This is a genomic window from Nocardioides sp. NPDC054178, assembly GCF_055585005.1.
In genome coordinates this window covers 1-21,101 of record NZ_JBVJKY010000002.1, presented here as the reverse complement: position 1 = coordinate 21,101, position 21,101 = coordinate 1, and the positions used below count along the sequence as shown (strand labels likewise).

The window sequence follows — 21,101 nt, the reverse complement described above, 5'->3', positions numbered from 1 at the left end:
CCCCAGAGAGGACCCCACCATGACTCGCTACGGCTCCGTGGTCAGGCTGCGCCCCGAGAAGGAGGCGGAGTACGTCGAGCTGCACGCGGCCGTGTGGCCCGAGGTGCTCGAGCGCCTGACCGCCAGCAACATCCGCAACTACTCCATCTTCCTGCGTGACGGCTGGCTCTTCAGCTACTTCGAGCACGTCGGAGAGGACTACGAGGCGGACATGGCCGCGATCGCCGCCCACGACGTGACCCAGCGGTGGTGGGAGGTCACCGCCCCGTGCCAGGAGCGGCTGCCCACCGCCTCCGAGGACGAGCAGTGGTCCACGATGACCGAGGTCTTCCACCTTGACTGAGGCACCGCGGCGCATCGACGCGCACCACCACCTGTGGGACCTCGAGGTCCGCGACCAGGAGTGGACGCACGATCTCCCGGCCATCCGGCGCTCGTTCTCTTTCGACGACCTCCGGCCCCATCTGGCCGACCACGAGATCGCCGGGACCGTCGTCGTCCAGACCGTCGCGGTTGCGGAGGAGACCCCGGAGCTGCTCGCGCTGGCCGCGGCCACCCCCGAGATCCTCGGGGTGGTCGGCTGGGTCGACCTCACCGCCGCGGATGTCGCCGATCGGCTCGCCGGACTGCGCGAGGGGCCTGGGGGAGACTTCCTGGTCGGCATCCGGCACCTGGTGCAGAGCGAGCCCGATCCCGAGTGGTTGCTCCGGGACGACGTGCTGCGGGGGCTCACCGCGGTCGCTGATGCCGGCCTGGTCTACGACCTGCTGGTGCGCCAGCCCCAGCTGCGGGCGGCCGTCGGAGCGGTCGAGCAGGTCCCCGGCGGGCGTTGGGTGCTCGATCACGTCGGCAAGCCCGTCGTCGACGCTGCCGCCTTCGACGAGTGGGCGGGACACGTCGCCGCCCTGGCCCGTCATGACTCGGTGGCGTGCAAGCTGTCCGGGCTCGTCACCGAGCTCGCCCCGGACCAGCCCGTCGAGGCGGTGCTTCCCTGGGCCGCACACGTCCTCGATGTCTTCGGTGCCGGCCGCACGATGATCGGGTCGGACTGGCCGGTCTGCCTGCTGCGCTCGTCCTACGACGAGGTGATCGACCTGGCCGACACGGTGCTCGCCGGGCTCGGCGACGCCGGCCGCGCCGACGTCTGGGGTGGCACGGCCGCCCGCGTCTACGGACTTGCCTTCTGACGACGGGAAAGCTTGGAAAACGCTTGCCTGCGCCTCCTCTGTGATGTTAGACACATGTCATACGTCATATCTCAAGGAGACGGACATGCAGACTCGCACGACACGCCGCGCCCGCGCCGCGGTGGCCGTGGTCCTGGCGGCACTCGGTTCGACGGTCCTCGTCACCGGTACGCAGCCCGCCACCGCGGCGGGTACGACCCTCACGATCCACGTCGCCCCCGACGGGGACGACGCTGACCCGGGCACGAGAAGCCGGCCGTTGCGAACGGTGGAAGCCGCCCGCGACGCGCTGGCCGGACGTACCTCAGCGAAGAACCGTGGCACGGTGATCGTCCACGGCGGGGAGTACGTCCTCGACGACGCGATCGACCTGACCGGTCCCGAGCACTCCTGGGTCACGTACCGCGCTGCGGCGGGGGAGCAGGTGCGCCTCACAGGCGCGCACGCCCTGGGGGCGCAGGGCTGGCGGCCGCTCGCCGACCTGTCCGAGGAGGAGCTCGCCCAGCCGCAGTTCTCCTCGAACGCCCGGCTCGACTCCCCGGCCCTGCGCGAGGGCGTGTGGGTCTACGACCTGGGCGCCGAGGGCATCGATCCCGGCACGCTCTACAAGAACGGGTTCAACTGGCTGCCGCAGCCCTTCGCGCCCGAGCTCGTCGTCGACGGCGGCACCCAGACGCTGGCGCAGTACCCGAACCCGAACGACTGCACGGGGGCCGACAGCAGCTGCTACCTCTACGGCGACGGCGGCAAGTGGAAGGTCCCGGCGACCAACGACCTCATCCAGTGGACGCTGCGCGACCGGTTCGGGATGGAGCCGGACTGGGCGATCAGCGGGACGACGCCACGCGCGCAGTTCGAGGACAAGAAGCAGCAGCTCGCGAACCCCGAGGAGCGCGACACCTGGTCCCAGGACGAGATGCGCAAGATGACGCCTCCCCTCTACGAGGTCGGTGGCCGGCTGCTCGAGGGCAACCGCTACCAGGGCTGGGCTCCTCAGGGGGAACCGGAGATCATCGACCACGGCACCCGCGGCTTCGGCGCCTACTCCCACATCCCGGTGCAGGCGGACCCGCAGGAGCTCACCGACGTCGACAACACGACGTACGAGACCGAGGCCTGGCTCTCGGGCTACCTCGGCAACAACTACGCCAACGACATGGTGCGGCTGGTCTCCTGGAGCGGCACCACGATGTACGCCAAGTACCCCTCGATGTACTGGCCCCGCAACGACTACACCAAGGTCAAGGCGATCAACATCCTCTCCGAGATGGACGCCGAGGGTGAGTACTACATCGACCGCCACGCGGGCAACGACGTCGTCTACTACAAGCCGGCGGGCGGGACGATGGAGGGCAAGAGTGCGACCCTGAGGGCCTTCGACGACAACATCTTCCGGCTCGAGGGCACCACGGGCGTGACGCTGAAGGGCCTGTCGATGTCGGACTCGCTGATCAGCGCGGTCCAGCTGCTCGACGCCGAGAAGACCTTGATCGACGGCGTCGACATCTCCAACGTCAGCATGGACGCGATCCGGATCGGCGAGACCACCGAGTCCATCACCGCGCTGCCCGACTACGAGACCGTACGCGGCGGCCACGGCAACCTCGTGCAGAACTCCTACCTCCACGACCTCGGTGGCGGCGGAGTCCTGCTCGGCGGCGGCGACCGCAAGACCCTCGAACGTGGCGACAACGTGGCCCGCAACAACGAGATCGCGCGGTTCTCGCGGCTGGCGACCTACACGCCGGCGGGCTACCTCTACGGCGTCGGCAACAGCTTCGAGAACAACTACGTCCACGATGCTCCGCACATGGCGGTGCAGATCATGGGCAACGACATGCGGGTCAACCACAATTTCTTCTACGACCTCGTGAAGAACGCCGGTGACCAGGGCGTCGTCTACACCGGGCGTGACTACACCTACCTGGGCAACGAGGTCGCGTACAACTTCTTCGACACCATCGGTGGCTCCAACGACGCGTTCTACATGGACGACGGCGTCTCGGGGATGCGGTTCCACCACAACGTCGTGAAGAACGCGCACTCGGGTGTGTTCTTCCAGTCGGGCCACAGCAACAAGGCGACGGACAACGTGTTCATCGACGTCGACCAGACCGGACACGACCAGCTCTACCACCGCAACGGCGAGACCGGCCTCCCCGTGCCCAACGGCTGGGTGGTGCAGAGCCGCTACAACTCGTTCCTCGACGTACGGCCGGGGGAGAAGTACTCGGCCACCGAGGAGGACGTCGCCCGCTGGCACCGTCACTACACCGACGGCAGGGCCCGCTACTCCGACGGCCGGCCGATCGTCTTCCCGGAGATCAAGGACTGGTACGTCCCGCGCGTCACCGCGACCGGCAAGGACTGCCAGAAGGCCGACTACGCGGCCGGCGCGACCAACGGCTGCGACCGCGCGAGCGTGTGGGAGAACCCGAACTCCGTCTACGTACCCGCGCGCAACGCGATCGACCGCTCGGTCATCATCGGCGGCGGCGAGTACCGCGCCGGGGAGAACTCGTTCGCCGACCCGGCCGCGACCTACCGCCTCGCCACGTGGAGCGACGCGATCAACACCAACCTCAGCAAGCCCGCCTCGCTCGAGGCTGCCGGGCTCGACCTGGACACGCTGAGCTTCAGCTACACCGGCGAGGTCGCCAAGACCTTCGGCCGGGACTGGGTGGCGACCTGGAACCGGCTGGTCACCCGGGAGGGCATCGGACTCCCGGGCGGCCCGGCCGCCGGCTGACCGAGGTCAGGACGCCTGCGCGATCCACTCGCGCAGGCGTCCTGCCTCGTCCGGCAGCAGCGACAGGTCGTCCTCGGGCAGGAACTCCAGCAGGACGTCGGTCGGCCGCGCGGTCGAGGCGAGCATCTCCAGGGCCGGCAGCCACAGATCGCCGCGGGCCGCCAACGGCAGGCGCTCGTGGCGCGGCCACCAGGAGAACGCGTGCACCGCGCGTACGTGCGGGAGCAGGTGCTCCAGTCCGGCCAGGGCCACTTCTGCCGGCTCGCCCACTCGTGGCTGCCAGTAGGTGCCGACGTTCGGCCGGTCCACCTCGGCGAGGAGGTCGAGGGTGGACTCGACGGTGTCCGCCAGCGTCAGGTCGTGGTGCTCGAAGGCGAGCTCGAGGCCGTGCCCGGCGGCCTCGTCGGCCAGCCTCTGTACGCGGCGTACGACCTCGGCGCGCTCGGCGGAGGAGGCCTCGGCCGAGCCGGTGGTGCCGGCCCAGATGCGTAGCCGGGTGCACCCCAACGCCTGGGCCGCGCCGATCAGCGCGACCCCGTCGTCGTCAGGCGTGGCCCGCCAGTAGGTGCCGTAGGAGGCGACGGCCAGCCCGGCGGCGGCGGTCGCATCGGCCAGGCCGCGCAGGTCGCCGGCAGGCGGGGCGTGGACGTCCGCCCCCCACTCGATGCAGGCCAGACCGGCCTTCGCGGCCGCCTCCAGCACCCCGTCGGTCGGGAGATGACGTGCGGTGACCGAGCACAATCCGGGACGCAGCATGCTCAGAGCCCGCCGTGGTAGGTCGTGCCCAGCGTCGAGACGTCCGTGGGGCGCTCGGAGGTGTCCACCCGACGCATGCCGTCGTTGGTCTCGAGGAAGAGCGGCGCCTCGGGGTAGCGCAGCTCGTCGTCGAGCGGTTCCTTGTCGGTCCACGCGAAGAAGTCGCGCCCGAACACAGCCCGGTCCTTGCGGCCGTAGAGGTGGAGGTCGCCGGCGGTCAGGGGGCTGCGGATGCACCAGTGCACGCCGTGCTCGGCCCAGACGGCCCGGTTGGTCATCAGCACCGACTGGCGCTCATCAGGCGTGAGCACCGTCGTCCAGAAGTCCGGGTCCGGGTCCTCGACGTCGTCGGCGAGGAACACCAGGTCGTGGGCGTGCCAGGCGGTGCTCGGAGCGACGTCGGCCTCGGTGCCCCAGTGGGTCGCCGAGGCGAAGTAGCCGGCCGGGGCCTGATAGTGCGCGTACGTCGCCCGGCAACGCGCCATGAACTCCTCGAGCTCGGCGTCGGGGCGCACCCGGCAGACCTCGCGGATGCCGTGCAGCGACAGACCCATGCCCGCGATCAGCATGGGGGTGTCGCTCTTCAGGGTCGTGCTGGGCGCGACGTACCAGTAACGGTGGAAGCGGGTCTGGCCGTCCGCGTCGGTCCACGCCGAGCGGGCGACGTGGCGGCACAGCCGGACCGCCTCGTCGAGGTAGCGCTGCTCGCCCAGGCGCAGGTGGCCGAGCAGCAGCGGCATGATCATCAGGCCGTAGTACTCCGCGGGCTCGAGGATCCCGCCGGCGACCCGGTCCTCGGCCTGCCGCCAGGTGCCCGAGGAGTCCTCGTCCGGGACTCCGGGCTCGTGGTGGCGGGCGATGAGGAGGTCGAGGTCCTCGGCGATCTCGGCCAGTCCGCTGTCGTCGCCGGTCACCTCGGAGAGCAGCAGCTTGACCCACACCCGGGCGTACTCCTGGTTGCAGGTGCCGTCCTCGGCCGGGCGGCCGCCGCCGAAGGAGCGGAGGGCGACCAGGTTGCGACGCACCACGTCGACGATGCGGTCGACCTCGGCGTCATCGAGCAGATGCCGGGCGTGCTTGAGCCCGAGGAGCAGACCGATGCTGCCGGTGGCGTTGTGGATCAGGCCGGTCGTGGCCGACTCCCCGACCTGGAAGCCGACGTGCTTGTACTGGTCGTCGTCCTGCAGGGCGCTGCTCTGGAAGCGCATCATCCGACGCCACACCTCCGCGGCCCGGTCATCGGGCCGCGCGGCGAGGAGCTGTGCTACGGCACCGAGCGCCGGCGCCGAGAACGCGGCGTGGCCGCTGGTCCAGTCGAGGAAGGTCGCGGGGTTCGTGCCCCACACGCTGTGGTTGTGGAAGCCGTTGATCGCCCCCTCATCGGTGACCCAGGTCAGGAACCAGCGGGTCAGGTGGGCGAGGTCGGGTGCAGGGGTGGGGGTCGTCACGTCGGTCTCCGGTCTCGAGGTGTCGGTCATGCGCTGGTGGCCAGGCTGGTGGGGTCGACCGGGCGCAGGGGCGGCCGGCCCTCGATCAGGGCGCGCACCTCGTCGACGGCGGCGCGGCCCAGGCGGTGCAGCTCACCGCCCTGCGAGCCCGCGATGTGCGGGGTCAGGGTGGCGTTGGGCAGGCTCCACATCGGATCGTCAGCGGGGAGCGGCTCGGGCTCGGTCACGTCCAGGATCGCGCGCAGCCGGCCCGAGACCAGCTCGGCGCGGAGCGCGTCGTGGTCGACGACGCCTCCCCGAGCGGTGTTGATCAGAGTCGTGTGATCACCCATCAGCCCGAGCAGACGGGCGTCGACGAGGTGTCGGGTCTGCGGCACCAGCGGTGCGTGGAGCGAGACGACGCGCGAGCGCGCGAAGAGCTCGTCGAGGTCCACGAGCTCCGCGCCCAGCTCGGCGGCGCGCGCCGCGTCGATCGTGGGATCGCTGACCAGGACGGTGAGGTCGAACGGCCCGAGCAGCTCGATCAGGGCCCTGCCCGTGGCTGAGGCGCCCAGCACGCCGATGGTCGTGCCGTACGCGCCGTCGATGGTGTCGTCGACGGTCAGATCGTGGGCCACCCGCTCGGTGCGGAACCGCTCGGTCAGAGGCAGGACCGACTTCGTCGCCCACAGCACCGCGGCCAGGGCGTACTCGGCGACGGGGCGGGCGTTGGGCTCCACGCCGCAGGTGACCCGGAGGTCACGCTCCCAGGCTGCCGCGGTGAGGAAGTACTTCACCGAGCCGGCGGCATGGACGACGGCACGCAGTCGTGGCATCCGGGCGAGCCCTGACGCGTCGAGGGTGGGAGTTCCCCAGGCGGTGACGAGCACCTCCACGTCGGCGGCACGAGGATCGTCGTAGGACGTCAGCACGACGTCCGCATCGATGTCCACGAGCTCGCGCAGCTCGGCCAGGAGGGGTGCATCGAAGAATCGATGCTGGAGTTGGGGAGTCATCGCGAAGGCGGCGCGCACGAGGCGGATCCTCTCGGGTGTCGAGGCGGTCGGTGCCGTTTCGAGAACGGCTGGAACTGGGCTTGCCTATTCAAACATAAGATGTGTTATCTTCGTCACGTTGGCGCCCGGGATAGCGCTTTCCTCACTCCGGTGGTCGGCCGTCCGATTCGCCAGAGTCCACGCGAACAACTTCCGTCGGGTGAAGATCGACGGACGACGAAACGGAGATTCCTGTGGAGACACGACGCTTGTGGAGGGTGGGTGCTGTCGCAGCCGTTCTGCTTCCCCTGATCGCGACCGCGGCCTGCGGAGGCAACGGCGCCGCCAGCGATGACAGCAAGGAGGTGCGGGTGCTGGTCAACCTGACCGACAACCTCACCAAGGACTTCTGGAACGACCTGGTGAAGCCCTTCGAGGACGAGACCGGCATCGACGTCAAGATCGAGGGCCCGACGGGCACCAACGTGAGCGAGACCTTCAGCTCCCAGCTCGCGGCAGGCACCGCGCCCGACGTAGTGCAGTCGATCTTCCCGGACGACCAGATCGCCCCCGAGGTGCTCGACCTCACCGAGGAGAGCTGGGTCGAGGACACTCCGATGGTCGACACCTACGCCATCGACGGCAAGCGGCTGGTCGCCGGCGTCGGCTCCCAGGCGCAGTCCCTCGTCTACTACAACAAGACGGCCTTCGAGAAGGCCGGCATCACGGCCACGCCGCAGACCTGGGACGAGTTCGACGCCGCGCTCGGCAAGCTCGCCAAAGCCGGCTACACCCCGCTCCAGACGGCGGGCCAGTGGGAGACCGGCCTCCAGCTCCAGCAGCTGTGGCACCCCACCCTCAACACCGAGCAGCCCGAGTGGCAGGCGGCCGTCGCCGACGAGAAGCTGACCCTCGGTGACGCCTTCGAGCCGATGTTCGAGCACTACGCGACGTGGCTGGGCGACGGCTACATCAAGAAGACCGATGTCGGCCTCGACCCGACCACGGCCGACGCCAACTTCATGGACGGCAAGGTCGGGATGTACCCGCTCGGGAGCTGGCTCGTCGCCAGCATCGACAACGCCGGCAAGCTCCCCTTCGAGGTGGGCGTCTTCTCCCCGCCGGTGGACGAGGGCATGGCCTACCCCGGCCCGCAGGGCGCCACCATGGCCAGCCCCTACATGGTCTACGCCGGTAGCGAGCACTCCGAGGAAGCCCTCCAGCTCGTCGAGTACCTCGTGACCGACGAGGCCGCGATCGAGAGCCAGCTGACCGCCGACGGCGTGTTCCGTGCCGGCGCTGCCGTCGAGCAGTCGCCGGTCGCGGCGGAGATCCAGGCGATCATCGATGAGGCGCCCGAGCTGGTGGCGGTGGGCGAGGGCGCGGGCGACATCCGCCTGCCCGTCGTCGGACTCAACGACAAGTTCACCGAGATCGTGCAGAGCCTCTACACCGGAACCAGCCCCGAGGACGCCGCGAAGGCGCTCGACGACTGGGCCGAGCAGAATGGCTGACCCCTCGGGGCCACGACGAGGAGGACGATGATGGCTCTCATGAGCGCCAGCAGCACCGACAGCCCTCCCGTGGCAGCGGACCTGCCGCGGGAGGGACGGGCCCGGCCCGGCCGGCTGATCGGCAGGTCATCGGGTTCCCGTCCGCGCACCTCTGGGTGGGTGGAGGCCTCGATGGTGCTGCCCGCGTTGGTGGTCTTCGTCGGCCTCCTCGTCGTCCCGGTCGGCTACGCCCTCTACTACAGCTTCACCGACTACAACGGCTTCCCCACCCAGACCCCGCAGATCGTCGGCTTCGACAACTACCTCAGGCTCTTCGAGTCCGCTGATGTCCGAGGCTCCATGGTCGTGACCGCGATCGTCGCGGTCGCGGGGTCGATGGTGATCAACGCCGCGGCACTGGGCCTGGCCCTCCTGCTGTGGCGCACCACCCGCTTCACCGCGTTCGCCCGGGTGGTCATGTTCTACCCGCACGTGCTCAGCCTGATCGTGGTCGGCTTCCTCTGGTCGGCGATCCTGGGCCCGCAGGGCGCCGTCAACTCGCTGCTGGAGAACGTGGGCAGCAGCCCGCTCCCGTTCCTCAGCGACGAGACCTGGGCGCTCGCCACCCTGATCCTCGTCATCGCCTGGGCGCAGTTCGGCGTCCAGCTGCTCATCTATCTCGCCGGGCTCCAGGCCGTGCCCGCCGAGCTCCTGGAGGCCTCGCGCATGGACGGCGCCAACCGCTGGCAGACCTTTCGCCACGTCACCTGGCCGGCTCTGGCGCCGTCGGTGACGGTGGCCCTGATCACCTCGATGATCTCGTTGCTCAAGACCTACGACATCGTCGTCTCCCTGACCGGGGGTGGGCCGGCGGGTTCCACGAAGACCTTCGCCTACCAGATCCTCGCCGTGGAGTTCCCCAAGCGGCAGGTCGGGCTGGCCTCGGCCGAGGCCGTGGTCCTCATCCTGGTCGCTGCGATCCTCGCGTTCGGCGTGCTCGCGCTGCGACGCCGTCACGACCAGGGGGCCCAGGAATGAGCGCCCTGCGAGCGCTGACGGCCCGCCGGAGCCTGAGCGGCGAGCGACGTACGCCTGCCTGGTACGCCGCGGTCACCGCGTTGTGCCTGTTCATGCTGGTGCCGATGTACCTCCTGGTCGTCAACGCGTTCAAGGACCAGCGCGACATCGTCAGCACACCCTTCTCGCTGTCGCCCGGCCAGTTCACGCTGGAGCATCTCGTCGCGGCCTGGAACAACCCGGACTTCGACATCGCGTTCGGCTACGCCGTCACCATCGGGTTGGTCATCTGCGTCAACATCGTCTCCATCGGCGTGTGCGCGCCCGCGGCGTACGTCATCGCGCGCTCGCCGCGACCGGTCTTCGGTGCGGCGCTGCTGTTCTTCATCTCCGGCATGTTCATCCCCACCCAGGTGATCCTCGTGCCGGTGATCTTCGTGCTCCGGGCTCTCGGGCTGATGTCGACGTTCCCGGGGCTGGTGCTCTTCATGGCCTCGGCGACGGTGCCGTTCACGATCTTCGTCTTCACGGGGTTCATCCGGATGCTGCCCGCCTCGCTCGACGAGGCGGCGGCGATCGACGGTGCCGGTCCCTACCGGACGTTGTGGACGATCATCCTGCCGCTCATGAAGCCGATCGTGGCGACGGTGTTCATCCTGAACACCCTGAGCGTGTGGAACGACTTCGCCAGTCCGCAGCTCATCCTGGGCCCCGGCTCGGGCCTCTACACGGTCACCACCGGTGTCTACGCCTCGGTGGGGGAGTACTCCGCCGACTACACGCAGGTGTTCCCCACGCTGCTGCTCGCCGTGCTGCCCATCCTGGTGATCTTCGTGCTCACCCAGCGCTGGGTGATGAGCGGCCTGGCCGCCGGAGCGGTCAAGGGTTGAGGTGCGGGCGGCCAGCCGGCCGCCCGCACACGACGGAGGGTGTGGCGCGGGTCAGTCTTCGCGGCTGCCCGCGTCGGGCAACGGCAGCCTGCGGCGGCGCCACGCCTCGAGGATGTGGTTGTTCATCGCGTCCTGTGCCCGGACGGGATCGCCCTCGGAGATCGCGGCGTGCACGGCCTCGTGCTCGCGCAGGGTCAGCGCGAACGCGTCGGGCGTGTCGACACCGTGGTAGCGCGAGCTCTCCAGCGCCCGGTCCATGAGCGTACGAGCGATGTTGCCGGCGAGCCTGTTGCGGGACAGCTCCATGACGGTCTCGTGGAAAGCCAGGTCGGCGGCGCGGAAGACATCCTCGTCGGCGGTGCTCTCCCGCATCCGCTGCATCGCCCGGTCGAGCTCGGCGACCTGCTCGTCCGTTCGTCGCTGGGCCGCTTCCGCCGCCATCACCGACTCGAGCTGGGCACGGACGACACTGAGCTCGTCGAGGATGCCCAGCGTCTCGTCGTGCTTGATCAAGGCAGTGAGGACCACTCGGTCCATGGTGTTCCACGCCGTCATCGGGCGCACCTCGGTGCCGCGCCCGCGCGCGATCGTGACCAGGCCCTTCTCCTCGATGCGCTTCACGGACTCGCGCACGACGGTGCGACTCACGCCGAACTGCTCGCTGAGCGGGCCTTCGGGCGGCAGCGCGTCACCTGGAGCCAGGCGGCCGGAGACGATCGCGTCCACGAGCTCCTCGACGACCACCACACCGAGCATCGGCTGCCGGTCACGCGGCTGAGAGAGGACCGTGGTGGTCCGGGAAAGCGGTTGCGGCATAACGGGAAGTGTAGGACATCGTACGTCGCCGCCGCGCGTGGATAGCGGTACGGCGTGGCCGTGCGCGAAGCATCTCATCATCCAACCAGCTCTTGACACGTCATATGTATGACATCACCCTAGTTGCGTGGCGTATGTCACACGGAGCTCGTCTCGGAGGCCGCACAGCCACCCCTCGGGTGGGTCTTCTGCCTCTCGCGGGGCGCTCCGCCCCCATAGAGAAGGGAACGGACCATGCAGCAACCAATGACGCGCCGCCTCGGCGCGCTGGCCGCGGCGGCCGTCGTCGCGGTCACCGGCTTCGCGGTCACCACGGGAACCGCCGACGCGGCGGGAGGAAAGTGCAAGGCCCTCTGGGTCTCGCCCGACGGCAGCGACCAGGCCGCTGGGTCGGAGGGTGCGCCGTTCGCGACGCTGGAGCGGGCTCGCGACGAGATCCGTGACAAGAAGCTCAATGCGCGGATGGGCTGCGACGTCACGGTGAACGTGCGGGCCGGTGAGTACCAGGTCGACTCCACCCTCGAGCTCGACGACCGCGACAGCGGCAGCAACGGCCATGACGTGGTCTATCGCTCGGTGGACGGTCCCGGCAAGGCCGTCCTGACCGGTGCGAAGGAGCTGACCGGCTGGGAGCCGTTCCGTGACGGGATCTACAAGACCAAGGTGGAGCCTGGCCAGCGGTTCTACACGCTGTTCGAGGACGGTGCGCGCGCCGAGGTCGCCCGCTACCCCAACCGCGGCTCGGTGGACTCCCACGGGCCGTACCTCTTCTCCAAGCTCGGTGAGCCCGAGAAGGAGGCCGTGCGGCAGTGGCTCTACTGGGAGGACGGTGACTGGGACCCGGCGTGGGACGACACCCCGACCAGCAACCCCCTGGCCAACGCCCAGCTGACCGTGTGGTCCGGCGGCTCCTGGAGCTGGTTCACCGACATCGTGCCGATCGGCGGGGCCGACTACCGCAAGGGCTTCACCACGCTGAAGTACTGGACGCGCTACGCGCTGGTCAACAGCGGCGGCGGCTCGCGCTACTTCATCCAGAACGCGCTGCCGTTCCTCGACCAGGCGGGTGAGTACTACTTCGACTACGCCAACAACGAGGTCTACTACAAGCCGAAGGGTGACATCTCCAAGGTGCGGATCATGGCACCGACGGTGAAGAAGCTGATCGACGTGAAGGGCGCGACGCCGGAGCGCCGGGCGCAGAACATCACCTTCGACGGGATCGGCATCCAGCACAGCGACTTCACCGACTGGTACCGGTCGGGCTGGATCTCGGCGGGCGACTCGGGTGATGCGCACAAGTACCCCGAGTACGACCGGCAGATCGAGATGCCGCGCAACCGGTTCGGAGCGATCACGCTGGAGAACACCAAGGACATCACGCTGACCAACCTGCACGTCTCCGACACCGGGTTCATGGGTGTCTACGCCCTGTTCGCCAACGAGGGGCTGAAGGTCACCAACAGCTGGTTCGAGAACATCGGTGCGGACGCCATCAAGATCGAGGGCGGCTGGCCCGGTGAGGGCGACCTGAGCCACGGGCACACGATCTCCAACGTGTTCATCGACCACATCGGCGAGCTGGTGCCCGGCGACGCGTCCGGGGTCGAGCTGATGGACACCGGCAACAACCTGGTCGAGAACATCTTCGTCAACCACTCCGCGCGATACGGCATCAGCCTGGAGTCGCGTCCGGAGGTCGTCGACGGCGAGCAGTACACCGACAACAACACCTTCCGCTACATCGAGATCCAGAACGCCGGCCTCGACTCCGGTGACATGGGTGCGTTCTACACCTACGGCGTGGCCAACCAGGAGCCGCACCCGATCAAGAACACGGTGGAGCAGATGGTGATCGGTGACGTGCTGACCGACCCGGTCGGGGAGATGCCCGACTCCGGCACGCGCGGCATCCACATGGACGCCGGTGGCTGCGGGTTCTCCTTCGCCAACATCGAGGTCGGCGAGACCACCGACCAGTCCTACCAGTCCTACCAGTGCAACGAGGTCACCAACGGCAACTGGAACGACGGGTTCGACGCCTCGAAGATGGAGTACGACAAGATCGGCATCACCTCGGAGTTCCCCTACGACGTGAGCGCCCAGATCGAGGAGGCCCGCTCCTAGGGACGCCCCGCGGGCGGCTGCCCGCTCGACCCGGCCTCATGTCGGGAGCACCACCATCGCAGGCCCGGCGCGTCGCGCCGGGCCTGCGATCAGTACGCCTCGCCCAGCCGCGCCGATCCGGCGCGGCGCGCCTGCGCGGGGGAGACGTGGGTGACCGAGAGCAGCTCTTCGCGACCACCGGCGTCCTTGTCGATCGTGAGGACCAGCCCGACGCCTCGTGCGTAGTACTTGTGCTCCAGCACGTCGGGCTCGAGCGGGGTGGTGTCGGCGGTCTTGACCAAGTCGTCGTACGTCCCGGCGGGGACGACGGCGCGCCGGCCGAGGTCGAGGATCTCGCCGTTGTCCTCTGCCTCGCCCTCGGAGTACTCCTGCCGGTAGGTCATCCCGGCCTCGGGCGAGGCGGGCATGATCACGCCCGCCTGGGCGTCGTCCACGCCGGCCTCGAAGGACCCTTCGCGGGTCGTGATCTCCCCGTTCTCGAGCTCCGCGGTGTCCTCGCCGAGGTACCAGACCGTGCCGGCCTCGTCCTGGGCGTACCAGTCGAGGGTGTCCTCGATGGTCTCGCCGTCGAGGGTGACGGTGTCGCGTACGACCCGGGCGGTGACGCCGTTGGCGATCTCGCGGGTCACCGAGGTGGCGGTGACGACCACCTCGACGGTCTCCCCGTCCTCGGTGGTCTCGCGGTAGGTCCAGCGGGTGCCCGGCTCGAGCGGGAACCAGGGGTTCGTGACATCCGCGGTGAGCTCGGCGGGGTCGAGCTCGACCGGCTCGCCGGACTGCGGCAGCGCTTCGCTCCGGGCGCCGCAGCCGGTGGCGGCCAAGAGGCAACCGACGAGGGCGGCGGCGAGGCGAGGCATCGTACGTCCTCGGGTCAGTCGTCGTCCGGGCCGGAGTCGCCGTCGCCATCGGTGCCGACGACCCGGAAGTCCTCGTCGAGCTGGACGTCGACCTGGTGGCCGTCGCCGAGGGTCACCTCGACCTCGTACTTGCTCTCCTCGTCGTCGACCTCGGTCCCGGTGACGGTGCCGCCGCCGGTCTCCTCCAGCGCGGCCTGCTCGGCCCGGTCGCGATCGGAGGCGGGGATGGGTCGTTCGTGGGTGTCGTCGTCGCCGGACAGGGCGCGGGCCGCACCGACGGTCCCGGCGGTGACCACGGCCGCGGCCGCGAGGACCACGGCGGTGCGCTTGCGGGTGGTTTTCGGGTTCATGCCGTCGACGCTACGGCGGCCGGATGAGGAGTCGATGAGTCTCTCATCCGGCGCTCATCTGCGCGCCTACGATGAGCATGTGCGGGTCCTGCTGGTCGAGGACGAGGAGAAGCTCGCCGCGCTGGTCTCCCGTGGGCTGACCGAGCGCGGTGGCGTCGTCGACTCGGTCACGACGGGCGCTCAGGGGCTTGCCGCGGCACGCGGTGGTGAGTACGACGTGATGCTGCTGGACGTGATGCTGCCCGACATCGACGGGTTCGAGGTCTGCCGCCGGCTGCGGGCGGCGCGGGTGTGGACCCCGATCCTCATGCTGACCGCGCGCACGGCGGTGGCCGATCGCATCGCCGGCCTGGACAGCGGTGCCGACGACTACCTGGCCAAGCCGTTCGCCTTCCAGGAGCTGCTGGCACGGATGCGCGCGCTCGCCCGGCGCGGCCCGGTGCCGAGGCCCGTGATGCTGGAGGTCGGGGACCTGCGGATGGATCCGGCCGCACGGCGGGTCTGGCGGGGGTCGACCGAGCTGTCGCTCTCGACGCGGGAGCTCACCCTCCTGGAGGCGCTCATGCGCCGGTGCGACCAGGTGCTCACCCGCGATCAGCTGCTCGCGCTGGCGTGGGGCGGCCACCACGACGTCACCTCCAACGTCGTCGACGTCTACGTGCGCTACCTGCGCGCGAAGATCGACCGGCCCTTCGGGGTGAACACCCTGCGGACCGTACGCGGCGTGGGCTACCGACTCACCGCGGAGACGTCATGAGGGGCTGGCCGCCGGCGCGGTGGCCGCTGCGCACCCGGGTCGCGCTCGCCTTCCTGGCCGCGACCGCGGTCGCGATCACCGGCCTCGGCATCCTGGTGCAGCTGCGGGTGAGCGATGCGCTGGAGGACCGCCTGCGTGACTCGGTCGGTGCCGAGGCCGACCGGCTCGAGGCCGAGCAGGGGCGCGACCTGCTGGAGGCCGTCTCGAACCTCGATGGCGAGGTGCATGCCCAGGTCCTCACCGTGGGCGGTGAGCTCGAGGCGTCCTCCCGCCTCGTCGCCGACCCGCTCCTGGACCCCGGCGAGCTCCGGGCGTCCCGGAGGGACGGCTGGCTCGAGAAGACGGTGACCGTCCTGGACGACGATGCCGCGGCCGCGGGGAAACCTGTTCCGGAACGGGAGCGGCTCCTTCTCCTGGTCGAGCCGGTCGAGGAGGGCTTCCTGGTCGTCGGTACCTCGCGCGAGGACGCCGACGAGGCGCTCGCCGCGCTGCGCAGTCAGCTGTTGATCGCCGCACCGCTGGCTCTGGCCGTCGCCGGCGGGCTCGGATATCTCGTCGCCGGTGTGGGCCTGCGACCGATCGAGCGGATGCGCTCGCGGGCGGCGACGATCTCCGCGCGCAGCGCGGGCGAGCGCCTCCCGGTCCCGGAGGCCGACGACGAGCTGCGCCGCCTCGCGCTCACCCTCAACGCCATGATCGGCCGTCTCGACGACGCCCTGCAGCGGGAGCGCAGGTTCGTCGCCGATGCCAGCCACGACCTGCGTACGCCGCTGGCACTGATGCGCACCGAGATCGAGCTCGCGCTGGCAGGGGAGCGGACCCCCGAGGAGCTGCGGCTCGCCCTGCGCTCGGTCGAGGAGGAGGTGCGCCGCCTGATCGCCCTGGCCGAGGACCTCCTCGCGCAGGCCGGCTCCGGGGACTCGTTGCCGATCGAGTCCCGCCCGGTCGACCTGGTGGACCTGGCCGCCCGCGTCGTGGAAAGGTTCCGGCCGGCGGCCGGGAGCCGGCGCATCGAGCTGATCGCGCCGGGCCCCGTCCACGTCCACGGCGACGCCACCCGCCTCGACCGTGCCCTGTCGAACCTCGTCGACAACGCGATCCGGCACGGTGCCGGTGACATCGAGGTCGCCGTGAGTGCCGCACCCGGCAGCGCTGTCGTCACGGTCGCCGACGAGGGCGACGGCTTCCCCGCGGACCTCTCGTCGCCGCTCGGAGACTCCGGCCTCGGCCTGAGGATCGTCCGGGAGATCGCCCGGGCGCACGGCGGCACGATCGAGGCCGATCGTGTCGGCGACCGCACCTGCGTACGTCTGCTGGTTGCCTCCCCGCACGATCGTTAGGCCTCGGTATCGACCCGGACGGGTCTCGCGCGCAGGGCCCCGTCGCACCGGTACGCACGGTCCTCTACGTTGGTGTGACGCGTCGCCTGACGTACTCCTCCTCGAAGGGATCGACAAGCCATGAACGTGAACGAGCCGGGTGTCGCTCTGAGTGTCGACGGCGTGGTGGCGACGGTGCTGCTGGACCGTCCGGACGTACGCAACGCGCAGCATCCGGCGATGTGGGCGGCGATCGCGGGGTTCCTCGAGTCGCTTCCGGACGAGGTGCGGGTCGTGGTGGTGCGCGGGGCGGGCGGTACGTTCTCCGCGGGACTGGACCTGTCGCTGGTCGACCCGGGGCAGACCGGCGTGGACGGCAGCCTGGTGGCGACGCTGGCGCGCAGCGACCAGGAGGTCATCGACCTGATAGGTGAGTATCAGCGGCCGTTCGTGGCGCTGACCGACCCGAGGTTCATCTCGATCGCCGTCGTCGACGGGTACGCCATCGGTGCCGGGTTCCAGCTGGCGCTGGCGTGCGACCTGCGGATCATGGCCGAGGACGCCTGGGTCTGCATGAAGGAGCCGGCGCTGGGGCTGGTGCCCGACCTGGCCGGGACCAAGCCGCTGGTGGAGGCCGTGGGCTACTCGCGAGCGCTGGAGATCTGTGCCACCGCGCGTCAGGTGGGCGCCGCCGAGGCAGAGCGGATCGGGCTCGCGCAGAGCGTGGTGCCCGCGGCCGAGCTGGACGCCACGCTCTCCGGCCTGGTCGCCTCGCTCGTCGCCCACGATGTGACCGCGGTGCGGCGTACGCACGAGCTCCTGGCGGCTGCGTCGGTACGGAGCCTCGACGAGCAGCGTCTCGCCGAGCGCACCGCTCAGGTGGGCCGGCTCCGCGCTGTGCTCGGACGCTGATCCGGCGAGGCTAGGACACCGGCTGTCCCTGGTCGACGAAGTCGATGCCGACGGCCAGCTGGCGCAGCCGGGTGCCGAACCAGGCGGCCGCCAGGCAGATGACGAGGTACATCGAGACCGCCTGGGTCGCGTAGTTGGGGTAGTGGAGCACCCAGACCACGTGGTCGTCGGGCGAGGCCGGGTCGGCCCAGATGTAGGGCATCATCCAGGCGATGAAGCCGCCGGTCAGCTGGGAGGCGACGAAGAGCAGCAGAGCCTCGCCGGCGCGGCCCCACCACTGGCGGGGAAGCTCGCGACGGAGTGCGGGGCCGACCTTGCCGACGAGTCCCGGTCGCCATCCGGCGCCGGGCGTGACCCGGGCCGAGAGCCGCGGCGCCACCGCGATCAGCAGGAAGGACAGCACCAGGAAAGCGGTGATCCCGAACGAGGTGATCCCCGGCACCAGGGCGACCCGGCTCCGCATCAGCCCCGGGGTCAGCAGCAGTGCCGCGAGCGGGGTGCCCACGAGCAGGGCGGCGAGGTAGCACCGGAGCAGGGCACCGGCGAAGGTGAGGGAACCAGCGGCCGACCGGGGTGGCGAGAGCTCGATCTTCATGGCCGGAGACTAGCCTGTTGTTTCACCAAGGTGAAACAAATTAGGAGTCCACATGTCCGAGGACGGCAACCGGCTCGGTTCCGAGCTGAGCCTCCATGTGGTGATGTTCCACGAGGCCATCGCCCGCCGGCTGGGCGTCGGCAACAGCGAGCACAAGATGCTCGATCTCGTCGCCCGCCATCCCGACGGCATCACCCCCGGGGAGCTCTCGGCCGCCACCGGCCTGAGCAACGCCGCCGTCACCAAGATCGTCGACAAGCTGGTCGCCGCCGACTACGTACGTCGGGAGCGCAGCTCGCGTGATCGCCGGTCGTTTCGGATCCACACCACGCCTCACTTCCGGCGGACCTCGCGCCCGACGGCGGCCGGGCTCGCTCGACGGATCGAGGAGATGAACCGAGGCTTCGACCAGGAGGAGCTCGCCGCCATCGGGCGTTGGGTCGCGGGAGTGATCGAGGCGCTGCGGGCCGAGACCGAGCGACTGGAGTCCGGCGACTGAACCTCAGTCGGCCTCGAGGACCGGGCTGCCGTCGGTGCCGCCTGCGGTCACCGAGGCGAGCACGGCCGCCGCTTCGGTGCGGCTCCCGAAGCGCTGCGTTGCTGGAGGCGTCCTAGGACCATCGCGGCCAGTCCTCTGGAGTCTCGACCGACGGCTGATCGACCACCCATTGGCGGAAACGGTCGATCTCGGCTTGGTAGGCAAGCGGTGGGTAGCTGCTCCAGTCCCTGACCCCCGGCCAGAGCAGCTCGACCTCGATGTCGTTGTCGCGCGCCGTGATCGAGTAGAGCTCCCGGTTGTCCCGTCGGGAACCGACCACCATCCCGTTGAGAACGTGGTCGCAGGTGAAGGTCTCGAACCCATCGCGGCCGGAAGCGGCCGCGCCGGGCGTCAGGTATGTCGACATGAGGAACTTCAGCCAGGGCACCATGTGGTTGGCCTTGTCCCCGCCGTCGTAGCTCAGACAGCAGCCCTGTGGGCGGGCCGACCAGTTGGACCATCCGCGAGGCGCTGTTCTCTGGAGTGCCAGCGCGGCGGCGTTGTCGTTGTCGAGTGCTTGCAACCCGGTTTCGCGGCGGTCGACGAAGACCGAGCCGGAGATCCGGTTGACGAGCTCGCGTTCGTCCTCGTTGAGCTCAGGCAGTATCTGCAGGTATCCGACGAAGTCTGTTTGGTATCCCATGGGCCCCACGATTCTCGGCTCACAGAAGTCGGGCAAGGAGCGACCTCGAGGCTGTGGATAACTCGGATCGAGGCCAGGTTGTGGACGGAAAGTGGCCCGCGGTCATGATCAGAATCAGGGTCGGCGGGTGAATCGGATGGTGCCATCCGGTAGTCGCTCGTGGACGTAGGCGGGGTTGTGCGCCAGCCGGTGATGATGGGGGCACAGCAGTGCCCCGTCTTTGAGATCGGTCTTCCCGCCGGCGGCCCAGGGGTCGAGGTGGTGGGCGTCGCACCATTCCGGGGGCATGTCACAGCCCTCGGCCTGGCAGCATTTCTGCCGCAACCGGAGTGCTTTGCGCTGGATGGGTTGGAAGAACCGGCTGCCTCGGCCGGCGTCGAGGACCTCGCCGTCTCCACCGAGGACCCAGGGGATGATGGTGGCGTTGCACGCCATCCGCCGGGCTTCGGCTGCGGTGATCGTGGTGCCGTTGGTCTCGTCATAGCCCAGGGTCGCGATCCCGAGGTCCTTACGCAGCTCCTCGAGGCTGATGACCACGTTGACCACGGTCGCATCACCCCCGTGGCGGGGCAGCGCGGCGGGGTCGATGGTCTCCAACAACCGCGCGAACCCTTGGCCCATCAGCCGTTCCCACGGCGGCAACGGGGCACCCTTGGCGACCAGCTGCTGCTTGCGGGGCTGGGCATAGGCCTCCACCAGCCGCTTGAACCGCATCCCCATCGAGACCGGGAGCACCCCCTCGAACCCGACGGTGCCGTCGTGGTTGTCCCACACCCGCAACGCGGTCCTCTGCTGGGCCCGTTCCTCCTCAGCCAGCAGGGCCTGGGCTTCGGCGTCCTCGAACCGGACCGGGTCGATCTCGACCAGGATCCGTTTGCCCACGATCCGCAGCTGGTTCACGGTCAACGTGCGCGCGTACTCGACCAGGAGCTTCTCGGCCAGGATCAGGTGCTCGGCAGTAGCGACCGGGTCGGTCTTGATCTTGTCCAACGCCTTCGTGATCACCCGGGCCTTGTCCAACGACACCACCCCTTCGGCCAGACCGGCAGCGACCAGGTCGTACTTGGCGAGCTTGGTGGCGAGCTTGATCTGGGAACGCGCCTCGCCCTTGTCGACCAGGAGCTCCGCCCGCATCCAGGCCGAGGCGTCTTTCGCGCCGGTCTCCTCCGCGATGTCACCGGCAGATGCGAGGACCCGCAGCTTCAGTGCGGCCTGCATGGCCCGGAGCTTCTCCAACCGTTCCAGCAGGTCCTTCTTCTGCGCGGTGCGCCAATAGGCGGGATCGGTGGCCAGGAGCTTGTGGAGGGCGGTTTCGATGGCGGTCAGGGCGGCGTCGATCGCGTCGCCGGGGTTGGTTCCCCAGTGGTCGATGTCGCGCCCGAGAGTCATCGCGTGCTTCCTTCAGAGGTGTGTTGTGATGGCTCTGATTCTACTCCTGAACCACTCTCTTTACTATCTATTTTCCCTGTTCAGACCTAGTTTTCGCGGTGAGCGAACGGCGTCGTCCCTGTGGATGGTAAGCGGCCCGAAGGGCCGCCTCTCACTCCCCATCAACACCATCCGTCGCAGGAATGAATCCGCTGCGCCACACCCGGGCCGCCGCCCCGATAGCCAGCCAAATCTTTTCTCGATCTGGTCCGGAGTCCAGGACCGCCGCAGGCGGCCGGCGAAGC

At 69.4% G+C, this 21,101-nt stretch carries 20 protein-coding genes; 11 read left to right on the top strand and 9 right to left on the bottom strand.

Annotated elements, in window-relative coordinates:
* Positions 1-19 precede the first annotated feature (19 nt).
* The 3 genes from ACZ6WN_RS06720 to ACZ6WN_RS06710 all read left to right on the top strand — a co-directional run bounded on the left by ACZ6WN_RS06720 (position 20) and on the right by ACZ6WN_RS06710 (position 3,936).
* Positions 20-343, top strand: coding sequence for an L-rhamnose mutarotase (locus ACZ6WN_RS06720; RefSeq protein WP_402994311.1), 324 nt, complete (start codon positions 20-22; stop codon positions 341-343).
* Positions 336-1,187 carry an amidohydrolase family protein gene (locus ACZ6WN_RS06715; protein ID WP_465863547.1) on the top strand — a complete coding sequence of 284 codons (852 nt, stop codon included), beginning with the start codon at positions 336-338 and terminating at the stop codon, positions 1,185-1,187. The genes ACZ6WN_RS06720 and ACZ6WN_RS06715 overlap by 8 nt, the downstream gene beginning before the upstream one ends.
* A gap of 85 nt (positions 1,188-1,272) precedes the next feature.
* Entirely contained in the window at positions 1,273-3,936 is a 2,664-nt protein-coding gene (locus ACZ6WN_RS06710) for a right-handed parallel beta-helix repeat-containing protein (RefSeq protein WP_465863546.1), read from the top strand.
* 6 nt (positions 3,937-3,942) lie between these two features.
* On the opposite strand, the gene ACZ6WN_RS06705 is transcribed toward ACZ6WN_RS06710, so the two are convergent.
* The 3 genes from ACZ6WN_RS06705 to ACZ6WN_RS06695 are packed head-to-tail and all read right to left on the bottom strand — an operon-like array spanning position 3,943 to position 7,153.
* Complete coding sequence (locus tag ACZ6WN_RS06705; protein WP_465863545.1) at positions 3,943-4,692, bottom strand: sugar phosphate isomerase/epimerase family protein; 750 nt, start codon at positions 4,690-4,692, stop codon at positions 3,943-3,945.
* Between the two features lie 2 nt (positions 4,693-4,694).
* Positions 4,695-6,170 (bottom strand): hypothetical protein, encoded by a 1,476-nt coding sequence (locus ACZ6WN_RS06700; RefSeq protein ID WP_465863544.1) that lies wholly within the window; start codon positions 6,168-6,170, stop codon positions 4,695-4,697.
* Positions 6,167-7,153 carry a hydroxyacid dehydrogenase gene (locus tag ACZ6WN_RS06695; RefSeq protein WP_465863543.1) on the bottom strand — a complete coding sequence of 329 codons (987 nt, stop codon included), beginning with the start codon at positions 7,151-7,153 and terminating at the stop codon, positions 6,167-6,169. The genes ACZ6WN_RS06700 and ACZ6WN_RS06695 overlap by 4 nt, the downstream gene beginning before the upstream one ends.
* A 239-nt stretch (positions 7,154-7,392) precedes the next feature.
* Between ACZ6WN_RS06695 and ACZ6WN_RS06690 the strand changes: the two genes are divergently transcribed.
* The 3 genes from ACZ6WN_RS06690 to ACZ6WN_RS06680 are packed head-to-tail and all read left to right on the top strand — an operon-like array spanning position 7,393 to position 10,514.
* Complete coding sequence (locus tag ACZ6WN_RS06690; RefSeq protein ID WP_465863542.1) at positions 7,393-8,628, top strand: ABC transporter substrate-binding protein; 1,236 nt, start codon at positions 7,393-7,395, stop codon at positions 8,626-8,628.
* Positions 8,629-8,667: 39 nt separating this feature from the next.
* A complete protein-coding gene (locus ACZ6WN_RS06685; RefSeq protein ID WP_465863540.1) occupies positions 8,668-9,645 on the top strand; it encodes a carbohydrate ABC transporter permease in 978 nt (325 codons plus the stop codon).
* Positions 9,642-10,514, top strand: coding sequence for a carbohydrate ABC transporter permease (locus ACZ6WN_RS06680; protein WP_465863539.1), 873 nt, complete (start codon positions 9,642-9,644; stop codon positions 10,512-10,514). The genes ACZ6WN_RS06685 and ACZ6WN_RS06680 overlap by 4 nt, the downstream gene beginning before the upstream one ends.
* Before the next feature lie 51 nt (positions 10,515-10,565).
* Here the strand turns inward: ACZ6WN_RS06680 and ACZ6WN_RS06675 are convergent, their stop codons facing one another.
* Positions 10,566-11,330: a FadR/GntR family transcriptional regulator gene (locus ACZ6WN_RS06675; protein ID WP_465863538.1), complete on the bottom strand. Its 765-nt coding sequence runs from the start codon at positions 11,328-11,330 to the stop codon at positions 10,566-10,568.
* 234 nt (positions 11,331-11,564) lie between these two features.
* On the opposite strand from ACZ6WN_RS06675, the gene ACZ6WN_RS06670 reads away from it, so the two are divergent.
* Positions 11,565-13,457 (top strand): right-handed parallel beta-helix repeat-containing protein, encoded by a 1,893-nt coding sequence (locus tag ACZ6WN_RS06670; protein WP_465863537.1) that lies wholly within the window; start codon positions 11,565-11,567, stop codon positions 13,455-13,457.
* An 89-nt stretch (positions 13,458-13,546) separates the two neighbouring features.
* Here the strand turns inward: ACZ6WN_RS06670 and ACZ6WN_RS06665 are convergent, their stop codons facing one another.
* The gene (locus ACZ6WN_RS06665; RefSeq protein WP_465863536.1) at positions 13,547-14,314 is read right to left on the bottom strand and encodes a hypothetical protein; all 768 of its coding nucleotides are present in this window, start codon (positions 14,312-14,314) and stop codon (positions 13,547-13,549) included.
* 14 nt (positions 14,315-14,328) lie between these two features.
* Complete coding sequence (locus ACZ6WN_RS06660) at positions 14,329-14,664, bottom strand: PepSY domain-containing protein (protein WP_465863535.1); 336 nt, start codon at positions 14,662-14,664, stop codon at positions 14,329-14,331.
* Positions 14,665-14,698: 34 nt separating this feature from the next.
* On the opposite strand from ACZ6WN_RS06660, the gene ACZ6WN_RS06655 reads away from it, so the two are divergent.
* The 3 genes from ACZ6WN_RS06655 (at position 14,699) to ACZ6WN_RS06645 (ending at position 17,652) form a co-directional block, all read left to right on the top strand.
* Entirely contained in the window at positions 14,699-15,421 is a 723-nt protein-coding gene (locus ACZ6WN_RS06655; RefSeq protein WP_465863534.1) for a response regulator transcription factor, read from the top strand.
* The gene (locus tag ACZ6WN_RS06650; RefSeq protein ID WP_465863533.1) at positions 15,418-16,761 is read left to right on the top strand and encodes an ATP-binding protein; all 1,344 of its coding nucleotides are present in this window, start codon (positions 15,418-15,420) and stop codon (positions 16,759-16,761) included. The genes ACZ6WN_RS06655 and ACZ6WN_RS06650 overlap by 4 nt, the downstream gene beginning before the upstream one ends.
* Before the next feature lie 120 nt (positions 16,762-16,881).
* Complete coding sequence (locus ACZ6WN_RS06645; RefSeq protein ID WP_465863531.1) at positions 16,882-17,652, top strand: enoyl-CoA hydratase/isomerase family protein; 771 nt, start codon at positions 16,882-16,884, stop codon at positions 17,650-17,652.
* 10 nt (positions 17,653-17,662) lie between these two features.
* On the opposite strand, the gene ACZ6WN_RS06640 is transcribed toward ACZ6WN_RS06645, so the two are convergent.
* Positions 17,663-18,247 carry a hypothetical protein gene (locus ACZ6WN_RS06640; protein WP_465863530.1) on the bottom strand — a complete coding sequence of 195 codons (585 nt, stop codon included), beginning with the start codon at positions 18,245-18,247 and terminating at the stop codon, positions 17,663-17,665.
* Between the two features lie 52 nt (positions 18,248-18,299).
* On the opposite strand from ACZ6WN_RS06640, the gene ACZ6WN_RS06635 reads away from it, so the two are divergent.
* Positions 18,300-18,746 carry a MarR family winged helix-turn-helix transcriptional regulator gene (locus tag ACZ6WN_RS06635; RefSeq protein WP_465863529.1) on the top strand — a complete coding sequence of 149 codons (447 nt, stop codon included), beginning with the start codon at positions 18,300-18,302 and terminating at the stop codon, positions 18,744-18,746.
* Between the two features lie 112 nt (positions 18,747-18,858).
* On the opposite strand, the gene ACZ6WN_RS06630 is transcribed toward ACZ6WN_RS06635, so the two are convergent.
* Both ACZ6WN_RS06630 and ACZ6WN_RS06625 read right to left on the bottom strand, forming a co-directional pair.
* Complete coding sequence (locus ACZ6WN_RS06630) at positions 18,859-19,464, bottom strand: hypothetical protein (protein WP_465863528.1); 606 nt, start codon at positions 19,462-19,464, stop codon at positions 18,859-18,861.
* A gap of 78 nt (positions 19,465-19,542) precedes the next feature.
* Complete coding sequence (locus ACZ6WN_RS06625; RefSeq protein WP_465863527.1) at positions 19,543-20,817, bottom strand: HNH endonuclease signature motif containing protein; 1,275 nt, start codon at positions 20,815-20,817, stop codon at positions 19,543-19,545.
* Positions 20,818-21,101: the final 284 nt, after the last annotated feature.